This window comes from Micromonospora sp. NPDC023633, assembly GCF_040640035.1.
Classification (GTDB): Bacteria; Actinomycetota; Actinomycetes; order Mycobacteriales; family Micromonosporaceae; genus Micromonospora.
In genome coordinates, this window is sequence record NZ_JBFABB010000162.1 from 1 (window position 1) to 12,426 (window position 12,426).

Here is a 12,426-nt window from a genome sequence, read left to right on the forward strand (position 1 = left end):
TGCGCGCAGGAGGATTCGCCTGCGGACCCGTCGCGGTGCGGGCCGGCGGCCCCGCCGCCGGACCGGCCTGCGGAGCCGCCACGGTGCCCGGGCCGGGATGTGGCCGCCGGTCCGGGCCGTCGGGGTCGGGCTGCGGCCGCCCGGCCGCCGGGGGCCGGCGGGCGGGCTGGTGCGGGGGAACGGGCCCGGGGGCCACGGGGCCGGTCGGTCGGGGTGGTTCCGGCGCGCCGGGCCAGGGCCCGTCCACCGGGCGGGGTCGCGGGGGCTCGGCCTCGCCGCGACGCACCGGGGGCGCGGCGGCCGGACCGGGACCACGGTGGGGCGGCGGCCCTGCCTGACCCGGAGGCGTCGGGGCACCCGGACGCGGGCCGGCAGGCGAGGCGGGCTCCACCCCGTCCGGACCCAACTCGGTGCGCTGCTGCTTCGCCGAGCGCAGGTCGTCGATCCAGCCGAACTCCTCGCCGCTGATGGGCTCCTCGGGCTCGGCCTCGGCCTTGCCCCGCCCCCAGCGGCGGCCCTTGGCACGGGAGTCGCGCCGCTCGTCGGGGCCGTCCTCCGGTCGCTCCGAACCACGCGATCTCACTGCTGACCCTCCCCGGCGGTCTCACTGCCGCCCTCTCGTGCCGCGCCGGCGCCGCCCGTGTCCGTCTGTCGGCGGCCACTGCCCGCCGGTCCGCTTCCGACCGCCACCGGCGCCTCCGTGGGGGCGGCCGGTGCGGGTAGCCCCCGGACGATACGGCGCAGCAGCGGCAGCCGCGCGGCGACCGAGCGCTCGGCGCCGTGCTGGCTGGGCCGGTAGTAGTCGGTGCCGGCGAGGTCGTCGGGGGCGTACTGCTGGGTGACCACGCCGCGCTGGTCGTCGTGCGGGTAGCGGTAGCCGGTCCCGTGCCCCAGACCCTTGGCGCCCGAGTAGTGCGCGTCGCGCAGTCCGCGCGGCACCGGCCCGCCCCGGCCGGCCCGCACGTCGGCGATGGCCGCCCCGATCGCGGTGGTGGCCGAGTTGGACTTCGGTGCGGTGGCGAGGTGGATCACCGCCTGGGCGAGGTTGAGCTGTGCCTCGGGCAGCCCGACGTACTCCACGGCGTGGGCGGCGGCGGTGGCCACGCTCAGCGCGGTCGGGTCGGCCATGCCGACGTCCTCGCTGGCGAAGATGACCAGGCGCCGGGCGATGAACCGGGCGTCCTCGCCGGCGACCAGCATCCGGGCCAGCCAGTGCAGCGCGGCGTCCACGTCCGAGCCGCGCATGCTCTTGATGAAGGCGCTGGTCACGTCGTAGTGGGCGTCGCCGGCCCGGTCGTAGCGCACGGCCGCCACGTCGACCGCCTGCTCGGCGGTGGCGAGCTCGATGCGTTCGGCGCCGAGGGCCGTGGCGGAGGCCGCCGCCGCCTCCAGCGCCGTGAGCGCCTTGCGCACGTCGCCGGCCGCGAGGCGTACGAGATGGTCCTCGGCGTCGGTCTCGAGGGTGAGCGCGCCGCCGAGGCCGCGCTCGTCGGCGACCGCGCGGCGCAGCAGGTTGCGCACGGCCGCGTCGTCCAGCGGCTGGAGGGTGAGCAGCACGCACCGCGACAGCAGGGGTGAGATGACCGAGAAGTACGGGTTCTCGGTGGTCGCCGCGAGCAGCGTGACGGTGCGGTCCTCGACGGCGGCGAGCAGCGAATCCTGCTGGGTCTTGCTGAACCGGTGCACCTCGTCGATGAAGAGCACCGTCTGCGGGCCGCCCGAGCGGCGCTGGCGGCGGGCGGTGTCGATCACCGCGCGCACGTCCTTCACCCCGGCGGTGAGCGCCGACATGGCGACGAAGCGGCGGTCGGTGGCCCGGGCCACCAGGTGCGCGATGGTCGTCTTGCCGCTGCCGGGCGGGCCCCAGAGGATGACCGACATCGGCGCGGTGGCCGAGACGAGCTGGCGCAGCGGGGCACCCGGCGCGAGCAGGTGATCCTGCCCGACCAGCTCGTCGATGCTGCGCGGGCGCATCCGGACGGGCAGCGGCGAATCCTCCCCCACCGCCGTGAACCCGTCCACGCCGACGGAACCCGCGGGCGTGGGGGGCGCCCCGGCGGGCTCACCGAGGGAGAAGAGGGCGTCGGACTCCATCACGGGAACAGTACCGGGCCCGACCCACGGCGCCGGAAGCGCGCCGTCGAGCCGGGCCCTGGATGATCGTTTGCGGTCAGCCGCGGCCGGGACGCCGGCCCCGGTACCACCGGCCGCCGCCCCCGCCGCCACCGCCGCGCGGGCCCCGGCCGACGCCGGCCAGGTAGAGGGAGAGCAGCAGCAGGCCGATGAGGACGAGGGTGTTCCAGTTGAACAGGTCCGGAGCACCGAAGTTGGTGTCCAGCAGGTCGATGAGCAGGGCGAAGCCGAAAACGATCGCCGCGAGAATGGCGAGCATGGCGTTCCTCCGGTGGGGGTTCCCAGTGGGTCGGCGCGGGATGTACCCAATCGGTCCGCTCGCCAATCTCCACCGTGGAGCGGCCCCGTGTCCGGCCAGCCCCGACACGGGTCGGACGTCGGGGCCCGCCGGCGGGAGGTCGGACCGCGTCCTAGGCTTGCGGACATGATCATCGCCGACCAGGGCCTGGAGGGGCGGGACGCCATCCTCGCGGCCGCCGGTCACCACCCGTACGCCCGGCACGCCCTCACCCGCGGCGAGCGGCCGCGCGGCTGGCGGCGCGGCGACGCGGTGGGCTGGCTGCTGCCGGCGGAGCACGGCCCGGCCGGCGGCGCGATCGGCGCCCCGGGGCCGGCGGTCGAGATCTTCGCCGACCTGGTCGCGCGGGGCGCGCTCCGGCCGGGTCAGTGGCTGCACCTGCCGCGGCTCGACCCGGCGGCGCTGCCCGACGGGCTGGCCGTGGCCCGGCACGACGAGTGGGACTTCCTCTGGACCACGGCCGCGCCGCCGCGCCAGCCCGACGAGGAGCGGGTGGTCCGGCTCACCGGGGCCGACCACCCGGCGCTGACCGCCCTGATCGACGAGTCGTTCCCCACCACCACCTCGCGCCCGGGCGACCCGAGGATCGTCGACTGGTACGGCATCCGCGACGGCGACCGGATCGTCGCCTGCGGCGCCGACCGCAGCCGGGGCGACATCGGCTTCCTCGCCGGCCTGACCGTCGCCCCCGACCGGCGCGGCCGGGGGCTGGGGGCGACGCTGACCGCCGCGATGACCCGGGCCCTGCTCGCCCGCCACGACACCGTGGCGCTCGGCGTCTACAGCGTCAACGTGGGGGCGATCCGGCTCTACCGGCGGCTCGGCTTCACCGGCGGCCTGACCCGCAGCTCGGTGCGCCTCGGCTGAGCCCCCGCCGCGCGACGGTCCCCGCGCAATCCGGGTCGCCCACCCGCCGGCCGGCCCGCCGGAGGCGTGACACCGCCGAGTCGTCGCGGCTCCTCAGCGGGATCGCGCTCCCGCCCGACCAGCGGGCGGCCGCGGTGCCGACGGGTCACCTCGACGGGGGCAGCGCCGCCGGCTCCGCCCCTGGCGCCCCCGCGCCGAACCGGCCCGTCTCGGCCGTCGGCCCGTCGGCCGGACCGGTGGCCAGGTCGGTGGCCCGGGCGGACCCGGTCCGTCGGCCCGCCCGCCAGGCGGGCAGGTAGAGCGGCGCGGCGACGGCCAGCACCACGGCGCCGACCAGCATGGCGACGGTGACGCTGACCGAGTCGGCGAGCGCGGTGAGCACGATGGCGCCGACCGCGAAGCCGGGCTGCCCCATCATGGAGTTGAGCGAGATCACGCTGGTCCGGTACGGGCCGTCGACCTGCCGGTGCAGCAGCCCCATGTGCAGCGGGTTGGACGCGCCGTGCACGGTGTAGCAGGCCAGGTAGGCGACCAGCACCCCGACCGGGCCGGCCAGCAGGCCCATCCCGACGATCGTCGCTCCCTGCACGATCCGCAGCAGGGCGGCGCTCGACGCGGCGCCCAGCCAGCGCAGCAGCAGCGGGGTGAGCGCCGCACCGGCCGCCCCGGCGAGCCAGGCCGCCGAGCTGGCCGGCCCCAGCAGCGCCGCCGCCCGGTCCGGGTCGCCGACCACCTCGGCCAGCCGGACCGGCAGCAGTGACTCGAAGGTGACCATGCCGAAGCCCCAGAACAGCTCCACGCAGACCAGGGCGAACAGCACCCGGGAGCGGCGCAGCAGCCCGAACGCCTGCCCGACCATCCGGGGTGCCTCGGCGACCGACGCCCGCAGCGCGCCGGCGCCGCTGCCCGGGCGGACCTCGACCAGCAGCACCAGCAGGGCGACCAGGGCCGCCGCCTGGAGCGCGATCGCGACCAGCACCGGCACGGTCAGCGCGCTGACCGGCCCGACCGGCCCCAGCGCGACCAGGCCGCCGCCGAGCAGCGCGCCCGCGCCCATGGCGACACCGACGACCGTGCCGGCGTGGCCGAGGCCCGGCTCGTAGCGGGCGTCCGGGTCGGCGGCGAGGGTGGCGTCGACGTACCAGGCCTCCATCGGGCCGCTGTCGAGCGCCCGGAAGACGCCCTGCAACGCCCAGACCAGGAAGAAGAGCGCGAACGAGTCGGCCACGGCGAAGAGCGCGAGCGAGCCGAGGTTGACCAGCCAGGCCACCACCAGGACCGGGCGCCGGCCGAGGGCGTCGGCGAGGCCGCCGGTGGGCAGTTCCAGCGCCAGCACGACCAGGCCCTGGGCGACGGTCACCAGGCCCATCTGGGACAGCGTCAGGCCGCGCTCCTGCATCAGCAGGATCATCACCGGGACCATCAGCCCGGTGGGCAGCCAGCGCAGCCCGTGCAGCACCAGGAAGCGGCGCCGGACCTGGCGTACGGACAGTGCGCTCACCGCCCCTCCTCCACCCGGGGGAAGGCGGCCAGGAAGAAGAGCACCGACTCCGCCTCCGGCTCGTCGGGCACCGGTTCGTCGCGGTAGCGCTGGAGCAGCTGCCACACCTCGTCGTTGAGGGCCCGCAGGCGCGCCGGGCCGAGCGTCAGCAGGATGTCGCTCATCCCGGCGGCGTCGCGCCATTCGCGGGAGTAGCCGTGCGCAACGGCCATCCAGCGCTCGGCCTGCTCGGCCAGCAGCCGCGCCTGGTCGGCCTGGATCCACTGCACCGCCGCCCGGGCGTCCGGGTCGTCGTCGAAGTCGGTCGGCTCGAAGTTGCTGATGTCGTGCGCCGCCCGCCACCACCGCTGCCGGCCGGTGCCCCGGTCGAGGTCCTCCGTCACCAGCCCCACCTCGGCGAGCTGGCGCAGGTGGTAGCTGGTCGCCCCGGTGTTCGTGTCCAGCTTGCCGGCCAGCGTGGTCGCGGTCGCGGGGCCGTCCGCGCGCAGCGTGCCGAGCAGCCGCATCCGCAGCGGATGGGCGAGGGTGCGCACCTGCCGGGCGTCCAGGTGGACGGTACGCGGGGCGGTCGGTCGCTCGTTCTCCATAGATGCAGAATAGTTGTGCATACTTTCTGTGCACAACAGTTATGCATAGAAACTGTGCGTGATCGGTGCGGATTCCGGGCGGTCAGCGGGTGAGCAGTTCGCGCACTCCGCGCAGGCGGGTGCGGAGCAGCCCGGCCGCGCGGGTGGAGTCGAGGCGCCCCTCCGCGGGGCGGAGCATGCCGGCGGCGGCGCCTGTGGTGGTCTTCATGCCGGCCGGGTCGATGCCGGTGTGCGCGGCGACCAGCAGGCCCAGCTCCGCGCGGCTGACCGCGTCCGGACCGGCCACGTTGAGCGGGCCGGCGTAGTCGGTGCCGACCAGTTCCAGCACGGCGGCGGCGAGGTCGGTGACGTCGACCGGGCAGCGGATCTCGTCGGTGAACAGGGCCGCCCGCCCGGCGAGGGCGTCGAGGCAGAGCCGGATCTGCTTGCTCCGCTCGTCGCCCACGATCAGCGAGGTGCGCACCAGCGCCGCGCCCGAGTCGATCGCCCGCACGGCGGTCTCCGCCGCCGCCTTCGCCGCCCCGTACGCGAAGACCGGGCTGGGTGGCTCGTCGTCGGCGTACGGCTCCGGGCGGCCGGCGTGCACCGCGTCGCTGGACACGTGCACGAGCCGCGCCCCTGCCTCGACGGCGGCGTACGCGACGTGGGCGGCCCCGTCGGCGGTCACCGCCCACTCGCCGTACCGGTAGGGGGTGCCGACCACGGCTTCGGGGCGGACCCGGGCGACCAGCTCGCGCACGGCGGCACGGTCCGTCACGTCGAGCCGGCACGTCTCGACGCCCGGCACCTCGACCCTGCCCGAGTGGTACGTCCCCACCACCCGCTCCCCCGCCGCGACCGCCTGCCGGCAGACCTCACCGCCGAGGTACCCGCTGGCCCCCACCACGAGCAGCGTCATCCCGTTCCCCTCCCGCTCCCGCCTCCCGTGGACGACCGGGAGGTCCGCGTCATGTCGTCCGGCGAATCGTGACGCAGACCTCCCGGTCGCCGGGCGAGCCGGGCCGGGTCGGCCGGCCCCGACCGGCGGGAGCGCCGGGCGGGTCGGCCGGGAGAGCAGGGCGGGTCGGTCAGGTCGGGTCGGCGACCGGGGCGGCCGGGCCGGCCGTGCCGGTGTGCGGCGCCGCCGCCGGCTTCGGCTTGGCGTCGATGCCGGCCTCGGCGCGCTGCTGCGTGGTGATCGGCGTCGGCGCGCCGGTCAGCGGGTCGAAGCCGCCCCGGGTCTTCGGGAAGGCGATGACCTCGCGGATCGAGTCCGCGCCGGCGAGCAGCATGCAGACCCGGTCCCAGCCGAACGCGATGCCACCGTGCGGCGGCGCGCCGTACTTGAACGCCTCCAGCAGGAAGCCGAACTTGTCCTGTGCCTCCTCCGGGGTGATGCCCAGCAGGTCGAAGACCCGCTTCTGCACGTCGCCCCGGTGGATACGGATCGAGCCGCCACCGATCTCGTTGCCGTTGCAGACGATGTCGTACGCGTACGCCAGCGCCCGGTCCGGCGCCTCCTCGAACCGGTCGACCCACTCGGCGTTCGGCGAGGTGAACGGGTGGTGCACCGCCGTCCAGCCGCCCTCGTCCGTGCGCTCGAACATCGGCGCGTCGACCACCCAGCAGAACGCCCAGGCACTCTCGTCCACCAGCCCGGCCCGCTTGGCGATCTCGATGCGGGCCGCACCGAGCAGCTCCTGCGCCTCGCGGGTGTTCGTGCTGGCGGCGAAGAAGACCGCGTCGCCCGGCTTGGCGCCGACCGCGTCGGCGAGCCCGCCCAGGTGCGCGGCGGAGAGGTTCTTCGCCACCGGCCCGCGCGCCTCGCCGGTCTCGGCGTCGAGCACCACGTACGCCAGGCCCCGCGCGCCGCGCGCCTTGGCCCAGTCCTGCCAGCCGTCGAGCTCCTTGCGGCTCTGCGACGCGCCGCCCGGCATGACGACCGCGCCGACGTAGCCGCCCGCGTCGATCGCGCCGGCGAAGACCCGGAACTCGGTGCCGCGCAGGTAGTCGGTCAGCTCGGTCAGCTCGACGCCGTAGCGCAGGTCGGGCTTGTCGGAGCCGTAGCGGGCCATCGCGTCGTGCCAGGTGATGCGCGGGATCGGCCGGGAGATCTCGTGGCCGGCCAGGTCCTTCCAGAGCGCCGAGACGATCGCCTCGCCGAGGTCGATGACGTCGTCCTCGGTGACGAAGGACATCTCGATGTCGAGCTGGGTGAACTCCGGCTGCCGGTCGGCGCGGAAGTCCTCGTCGCGGTAGCAGCGGGCGATCTGGTAGTACCGCTCCATGCCGCCGACCATCAGCAGCTGCTTGAACAGCTGCGGCGACTGCGGCAGCGCGTACCAGCTGCCGGGCTGGAGCCGAACCGGCACCAGGAAGTCGCGCGCGCCCTCCGGAGTGGACCGGGTCAGCGTCGGGGTCTCGATCTCCAGGAAGTCCCGCTCGTGCAGCACCGCGCGGGCGAGCTGGTTGGCCCGCGAGCGCAGCCGCATCGCCTTCGCCGGGCCGCTGCGGCGCAGGTCGAGGTAGCGGTAGCGCAGCCGGATGTCGTCGCCGGCCTCGACCTGGTCGTCCACCGGCAGGGGCAGCGGCGCCGCCTCGGAGAGCACCTCCAGCTCGGTGGCGGTCACCTCGATCTCGCCGGTCGGCAGCTCCGGGTTCTCGTTGCCCTCGGGGCGGCGGGTCACCTCGCCGGTCACCCGGACGCAGAACTCGTTGCGCAGCGCGTGCGCGTCCTCCTCGCGGAACACCACCTGGACCACGCCGGAGGCGTCGCGCAGGTCGACGAAGATCACGCCGCCGTGGTCGCGCCGGCGGGCCACCCATCCGGCGAGCGTCACCGTGGTGCCGGCGTCCGTCGCGCGCAGGCTGCCGGCGTCATGGGTACGGATCACGACTTGCGTCTCCTCATCTGCGGTCCACCGTTACCCCTGGCATTCTGTCAGCCCTCCCCCGCGCCCCGTTGCGGGGTGAGGGAGGCGGGGCCCGGCCGCCGCCGGCCACGCGGTACGCCCCGCCCACCTCGCCGGGCCGGTCCTGCCCGCGGGCCGTCAGTCGCGCGGGTCGGCGGGGAGCAGGTGGTGCACCACGATGTCGCCGACGGTCAGCGCCCGGGCCCGTTCCTCGGCCCCACGGTCGGCGCCGGTGAGCCGGCCGCCGTGCTGGCGCAGGTGCTCCTCCCAGGACGGCACCTGGTAGACCTCGACGAAGCCGTCCTGGCGTTCGCCCGTGCGGAACAGGCCCCAGCGCATCGCCCCGGTACGCCGCCGGGACCGTCCCACCAGGCGCATCGCCGCGACGAACTCGGCCTGCCGCTCGGGCGGCACCGTGTAGGAGACGGTGACCAGCACCGGCCCGGTGCGCGGGTCCGCGGGCAGCGTCAGGTGCGGCTCGGGCCACCAGACCGCCGGGTCCCGGTCGAGGCCCCGGGTGTCGCGCAGCGGCCAGAGCGGCACCGTCGCCGCGCCGGCCGCCATCGTCCCGGCCGCCACGGCGAGCGCCACCACGAGGCTGGTCAGCTCGCCGAGCGCGCCCCAGGCGACCGCGCCGAGAGCCTGCCCGCCGGCGAAGACCATCTGGTAGACCGAGAGGCCGCGGGCGCGGACCCAGCCGGGCAGGAAGAGCTGCATCGCGGCGTTGACGCTCGACAGCACGGTCATCCAGGCCATGCCGGCGGGCACCAGGGCCAGGGCGACCGGCACCGGGCCCGGTGCCAGGGCGAGCACCACCAGGACTGCGGCGTAGACCAGGCCGGCCAGCAGCAGGAGCCGGCTGGTGGTGAGCGCCAGCCGGATCCGGGGCAGCACGAGGGCACCGGCCACCGCGCCGACGCCGAGCGCGGCGAGCAGCACGCCGTACCCGCCCGCGCCCAACTGCAGGCGGCGGCTCGCGACCAGGGGCAGCAGCGCCCACAGTGCGCTGCCCGGCACCACGAACAGCGCCGCGCGCAGCAGGATCCGCCGGACCACCGGCGAGTACCGCACGTACCGGCCGCCGGCGCGCAGCGCGGCCGTGAACCGCTCGGGCAGGTCGTCGCCGCCGGCGCGGGCCGGCCGCCAGCGCAGCAGGGCCAGCGCGAAGACGGCGAACGACACCGCGTTGACGGCGAAGACGGTGGCGACGCCGGCCCGGGCGACCAGCACGCCGGCCACCGCCGGTCCGACCGCGCGGGCCAGGTTCACGCTGATCGACCCGAGCGCCGAGGCGGAGACGAGCTGGGAGCGGGGCACCAGCTCGGGAATGATCGCCTGCCAGGCCGGCAGGGTCAGCGCCTGACCGACGCCGAGCGCGAAGGTGAGGGTGAGCAGCAGCGCCGGCGGCATCCGGTCGGCGGCGGTGAGGCCGGTCAGCAGCACGCCGACGGCGGCCAGGAAGCACTGCACGCCGATCAGCAGCCGGCGGCGGTCGAGGGTGTCCGCCAACGCGCCGGCGGGCAGGGCGAGCAGCAGCACGGGCAGCATGCTGGCGGTCTGCACCAGCGACACCAGGGTCGAGGCGTTGGCCTCGTCGACGAGCAGCCACTGGGCGCCGACGGTCTGCATCCAGGTGCCCACGTTGCTGGCCAGCACCGCCAGCCAGAGGCTGCGGAACGCGGCGAGCCGCAGCGGGGCCCAGGCGGACGCGGCGGAGTCGGCGGGCGGGGTCGCGGGGGTGCTCACCGGCCGGAACGTACCCCGACCTGCCCGGTCCAGTCCGGCGAACCGGTCCCGCAACGCGGGCGGGCCGCCGGGATCACCCGGCGGCCCGCTGCGGTGCGATCGATCAGAAGACGCTGACGCCGTAGCGGCTCAGCGCCTCGGTGACCGGCTGGAAGAAGGTCGTGCCACCGCTGCTGCAGTTGCCGCTGCCGCCGGAGGTCAGGCCCAGGGCGGTGGAGCCGCTGAACAGCGAGCCGCCGCTGTCGCCCGGCTCGGCGCAGACGTTGGTGCGGATCAGGCCGTAGACCGAGCCCTCGGCGTAGTTCACCGTGGCGTTGGTGGCGGTCACCGAGCCGCCGCGCAGGCCGGTGGTGCTGCCGGAGCGCTGGACCGACTGGCCGACGAAGGCGTTGCCGGCGGCGGTGATGTCACGGTAGGTGCCGTTGTAGAGGTAGACGTTGCCGGCCGCGTTGGCGGAGTTGTTGTGCCGCACGATGCCGTAGTCGTTGCCCGGGAAGCTGGTGCCGGTGCGGGTGCCCAGCAGGTTGGTCTGGGCGGAGTTGCTGTACCAGTAGGCGGAGATGTTGGTGCAGTGCCCGGCGGTCAGGAAGTAGTAGGTGGTGCCGCTGCGCACGTTGAAGCCGAGGGAGCAGCGACCGCCGCCACCGGCGTAGATGGCCTGGCCGCCGGAGATCCGGGTGCTGAGCACGCCGGCCTCGGCCTCGATCCGGACCGCGCCGTTCATCCGCGCGGCGGCGGCCTTGACGCGCTCCAGCTTGGCGCCGGTCACGGTGCTGTCAACGGAGACGACGACCTGGTTGGTGGCCGGGTCCGTCCACCACGCGGTGCCGGGGATCTTGGCGGAGCGGTCCAGCTCCGCGGTGGCCCGGGCCAGCTCGCTGGCGCCACGCTTGACGACCTTCGGGATGGCGCCGGCGGCGCTGACCTGCCGGGCGGCGAGCGCGTCGGTCACGGTGACGACCATCTTGCCGCTGGCGTCGGCGTACGTGCCGGCGGACCGGTCGCCGAGGCGCTCGGCCAGGCTGGCGGCGGCGTCGGGCGAAGCGAGCGAGGGGGCGGCCTGGGCGGGCGCGCCGATCAGCGAGCCGGCAACCATGGCGCCGGCCGCGGCGACGACGGCGGCGCGACGGAGCGAGGACCTCGTGGGTCGCATGTAACAACCTCCAGGGAGGGGGTGACGGGCCCGCGTCGGGGTGACCCGGGCCGGGAGCAGCCCTGCCGATCTGGGGGTACCGGCTGAGCTCACTGAAGTATTCACATACTTGAGTTCGTATGCAAGACCCGACTTTGTCCTTTTCGCCCCGACTGCGGGGGTCACCTGCCGGAAACATTGTGGACACTGACGAGCGTCTATACGCTCAGTCCACCGTCCCACCATTCGGCACCCGCGATCCGGAGGCCACCATGAAGTCCGTCCGACGGCTGCTCGCCCCTCTCGCCGCCCTCACCGCCCTCGTCCTGCTGGCCGGCACCCCGGCCGCCGCCGACCCCGGTCCGCCCCCGAACTCGATGGCCAGCCTCGGTGACTCGATCACCCGCGGCTTCAACGCCTGCGGCTGGTACAGCGACTGCACCTCCCGGTCCTTCAGCACCGGCGGCGACTCCGCCGTCAACAGCCAGTACCTGCGCATCCGCGCGACCAACGCGGCCATCAACGGCCGCAACCACAACGACGCCCGCACGGGCGCGAAGTCCGCCGACATGTACGGCCAGGCCGGGACCGCCGTCAGCCAGGGCGTCGACTACGTCACCATGCTGATCGGCGCCAACGACGCCTGCACCGACACGGAGGCGGGGATGACCCCGGTGACCACCTACCGGGCCAACATCGACGCCGCGCTCAACCGCCTCAAGGCCGGGCTGCCCACCGCCCGGGTGCAGGTGATCAGCGTGCCGGACATCCACCGGCTCTGGTTCGTCGGCAAGGACAGCGGCAGCGCCCGCAGCGCCTGGTCGCTGTTCGGCATCTGCCAGTCGATGCTGGCCAACCCGACCTCCACCGCCCAGGCGGACGTGGACCGGCGCAACCGGGTACGCCAGCGGGTGGTCGACTACAACGCGCAGCTCGCCCAGGCCTGCGCCGCGTACGGCCCGAACTGCGACTTCGACGACAACGCCGTGTTCGGCTACCCGTTCACCCTCGGCCAGCTCTCCACCTGGGACTACTTCCACCCGAACACCTCCGGGCAGCAGGTCCTGGCGAGCGTCTCGTACGCCGCCGGATTCGGCTGGTAGCCGGCCGGACCGACGCGCGGACGGCGACCACCGTCCGCGCGTCGCGGCGGCGGCCCGGGGCAGGCCGACCTGCTGGGGCGCTACCCGGCGCGGCGGCGCGCCCCGGGCCCCGGCCGCGGCACCACGTCGCGCGGCCGGGCGACCGCGTGCCCGCGCGCGCTGCGCCGG

At 75.4% G+C, this 12,426-nt stretch carries 10 protein-coding genes and 1 pseudogene; 2 read left to right on the forward strand and 9 right to left on the reverse strand.

Going from position 1 to position 12,426, the window contains the following annotated elements; all coding sequences use genetic code 11:
• The 3 genes and pseudogenes from AB0G13_RS31050 to AB0G13_RS31060 all read right to left on the reverse strand — a co-directional run.
• Window positions 1-583: pseudogene (locus AB0G13_RS31050) on the reverse strand (hypothetical protein); the annotation flags it as partial.
• A complete protein-coding gene (locus AB0G13_RS31055; protein WP_357882084.1) occupies window positions 580-2,094 on the reverse strand; it encodes a replication-associated recombination protein A in 1,515 nt (504 codons plus the stop codon). The gene AB0G13_RS31055 and the pseudogene AB0G13_RS31050, both read right to left, overlap by 4 nt.
• A gap of 76 nt (window positions 2,095-2,170) precedes the next feature.
• Window positions 2,171-2,392 (reverse strand): hypothetical protein, encoded by a 222-nt coding sequence (locus AB0G13_RS31060; protein WP_210834577.1) that lies wholly within the window; start codon window positions 2,390-2,392, stop codon window positions 2,171-2,173.
• Window positions 2,393-2,557: 165 nt separating this feature from the next.
• Here AB0G13_RS31060 and AB0G13_RS31065 point away from each other — a divergent pair, with 165 nt between their 5' ends.
• On the forward strand, window positions 2,558-3,298 hold the full coding sequence (locus AB0G13_RS31065) for a GNAT family N-acetyltransferase (protein ID WP_357882087.1): 741 nt from the start codon (window positions 2,558-2,560) through the stop codon (window positions 3,296-3,298).
• A gap of 145 nt (window positions 3,299-3,443) precedes the next feature.
• Here AB0G13_RS31065 and AB0G13_RS31070 read toward each other — a convergent pair whose 3' ends face one another.
• The 6 genes from AB0G13_RS31070 to AB0G13_RS31095 form a co-directional block, all read right to left on the reverse strand.
• Window positions 3,444-4,799: an MFS transporter gene (locus AB0G13_RS31070; RefSeq protein WP_357882090.1), complete on the reverse strand. Its 1,356-nt coding sequence runs from the start codon at window positions 4,797-4,799 to the stop codon at window positions 3,444-3,446.
• Window positions 4,796-5,386: a helix-turn-helix domain-containing protein gene (locus AB0G13_RS31075; protein WP_357882093.1), complete on the reverse strand. Its 591-nt coding sequence runs from the start codon at window positions 5,384-5,386 to the stop codon at window positions 4,796-4,798. Before AB0G13_RS31075 ends, AB0G13_RS31070 begins: the two co-directional genes overlap by 4 nt.
• Before the next feature lie 82 nt (window positions 5,387-5,468).
• The gene (locus tag AB0G13_RS31080) at window positions 5,469-6,284 is read right to left on the reverse strand and encodes a sugar nucleotide-binding protein (RefSeq protein ID WP_357882096.1); all 816 of its coding nucleotides are present in this window, start codon (window positions 6,282-6,284) and stop codon (window positions 5,469-5,471) included.
• A gap of 169 nt (window positions 6,285-6,453) precedes the next feature.
• Window positions 6,454-8,259: an aspartate--tRNA ligase gene (gene aspS, locus AB0G13_RS31085; protein ID WP_357882099.1), complete on the reverse strand. Its 1,806-nt coding sequence runs from the start codon at window positions 8,257-8,259 to the stop codon at window positions 6,454-6,456.
• Between the two features lie 156 nt (window positions 8,260-8,415).
• Window positions 8,416-10,023: an MFS transporter gene (locus AB0G13_RS31090; RefSeq protein WP_357882102.1), complete on the reverse strand. Its 1,608-nt coding sequence runs from the start codon at window positions 10,021-10,023 to the stop codon at window positions 8,416-8,418.
• A 103-nt stretch (window positions 10,024-10,126) separates the two neighbouring features.
• Window positions 10,127-11,176 (reverse strand): S1 family peptidase, encoded by a 1,050-nt coding sequence (locus AB0G13_RS31095; RefSeq protein ID WP_357882105.1) that lies wholly within the window; start codon window positions 11,174-11,176, stop codon window positions 10,127-10,129.
• 251 nt (window positions 11,177-11,427) lie between these two features.
• On the opposite strand from AB0G13_RS31095, the gene AB0G13_RS31100 reads away from it, so the two are divergent.
• The gene (locus tag AB0G13_RS31100) at window positions 11,428-12,258 is read left to right on the forward strand and encodes a GDSL-type esterase/lipase family protein (protein WP_357882107.1); all 831 of its coding nucleotides are present in this window, start codon (window positions 11,428-11,430) and stop codon (window positions 12,256-12,258) included.
• Window positions 12,259-12,426 lie beyond the last annotated feature (168 nt).